A 1,664-nucleotide genomic window follows, 5' to 3' on the forward strand; every position below is an offset into this window, starting at 1 on the left:
GCGACGTGCGCTGACGCGCCGGTATCCGCAGCCGCGTGCGGGAGAGCACGTCGGCGACGTGTGTGTGCTCCTTGAGCTTGCGCACCTGGCCGTCCGTCCGGGCCCATTCGTCCGCGTCGACGTACAGCGGGAGCACGTCAGGGTCGTGGTCGGTCGGCAGGACAAACTTCTGCAGAACGTGCCTCATTGGCGGGATGGTCCCTCGTGTCGATCTGTTCGGGTGCCCGGGCGTAGCCCGTCGCGGGCGCGGTAACGGCGGATCGCTTCCCGGGAGTCGGCCCGGCGCCGGCGCGGTGGTACGCGAGCGCGCCGCCCCGTCGAGCCACGAGTCTATGCGACCCCCCGCTTCAGGAGATGTGAGGAGCCCGCGGTGGTCGGCCGCTCCGGGACGGGTGTCGAGCGTCAGAACTTCGGCAAGGATGGTCGGGTGTTCATCGCGTGGCTCCCGGTCGTGCCCGTCGTCGTCGGCGCGCTCGCCGTCGTGCTGATCCCGGGGATCGCGGCCACCCTGCCGGTGCGCATGGGGCTGCTCTCGCGCGTCGCGCTCGCCGGGCCTATCGGGGTGACGGCGATCGGCGTCGCGGGCATCGTGTCGCAGCCGCTGCACCTGCCGTTCAGCGCCGTGTCGCCGATCATCGTCGCGCTCGTCGTCGCCATCGTGCTGTTCGTGACGACCCGCCTCCTTCCAGGGATCCGGGTGCGCCCCGACGGTGTGCGGGTCGTGTGGCTGCTCCCCGTCTGGATCGTCACGGCGCTCGCCGTCGCGGTGATCGCGTTCTGGCAGGTTCCGTCGCCCGATCTGTTCAGTCAGACCTACGACAACAACTTCCACCTGGCCGCGATCGCGCACATCCTCTCCACGGGCGACGCCTCCTCGCTGACGCTGCGCTCGATCATCGAGACCGGCAAGACGTTCGCGTTCTACCCGTCGGGGTGGCACTCGATCGTCGCCGCGACCGTGCAGGTCACCGGAGCGACCGTGCCCGTCGCGGTGAACGCGGCGTGGATCGCCGTCGTCGCCGGCATCTGGCTGCCCGGGGCGGCCTGGCTCGCGCAGGCGCTCGTGCCGCGGCATCCGCGCGGTATCGTCGCGCTCGTCGCGTTTCCCCTCGGCGCCGCCTTCGGCGCGATGCCTTACGCCCTGCTGAGCTGGGGCACGCTCTACCCGACCTTCCTCGGCACGGCGCTACTGCCCGCGGGCGTCGCGGTCGTGGTGCTCGCGGTGCGAGCGGTCGTCGCGGAGCGCGGCCCTCGCCGTGTCGCCGCGCTGCTCTGGGGCGGGGGGATGTCGCTGACCGCCGCCGCCGCGATCGGCTTCGGCCAGCCACGGGTGCTGGTGAGCTGGGCGGTGCTGCTGCTGCCGTTCGTGCTCGCGACCGCGGGTTCGCTCGTGCGCGCCGGATGGCGTCGCGGCGGGCGCTCCCGTCGCGCGGTGACGTGGAGCCTCATCGGAGTGGTGATCGCCCTCGTCGTGGTCGCGGCGGTCGGCTTCTGGTACCTCGTCGCGCGCCTCGGCCTGTTCACCCGCCCCCTCGACGACCGTCTCGGCGGTCCGCAGGCGAAGGCCACTCAGAGCGTGCTGGACGGCCTCGGGCAGGTTCTGCTGCAAGCGTGGCCGACGGGCTCCACCGTCACCTTCCCGGCGGTGCTGCTCGCCGCGGCGG

General features: G+C 72.5%; 2 protein-coding genes. One reads left to right on the plus strand and one right to left on the minus strand.

Translation table 11 applies throughout. The annotated features are described in order from the left end of the window. The coding region (locus ASG00_RS16440; protein WP_235559067.1) for a hypothetical protein at positions 1-187 on the minus strand (187 nt) is incomplete at its 3' end. Between the two features lie 183 nt (positions 188-370). Between ASG00_RS16440 and ASG00_RS15110 the strand changes: the two genes are divergently transcribed. After that, positions 371-1,664, plus strand: a 1,294-nt coding sequence (locus ASG00_RS15110; protein ID WP_327037461.1) for a DUF6541 family protein, incomplete at its 3' end; no start/stop codon positions are given.

This window comes from Microbacterium sp. Leaf351 (assembly GCF_001423825.1).
Classification (GTDB): domain Bacteria; phylum Actinomycetota; class Actinomycetes; order Actinomycetales; family Microbacteriaceae; genus Microbacterium; species Microbacterium ginsengisoli.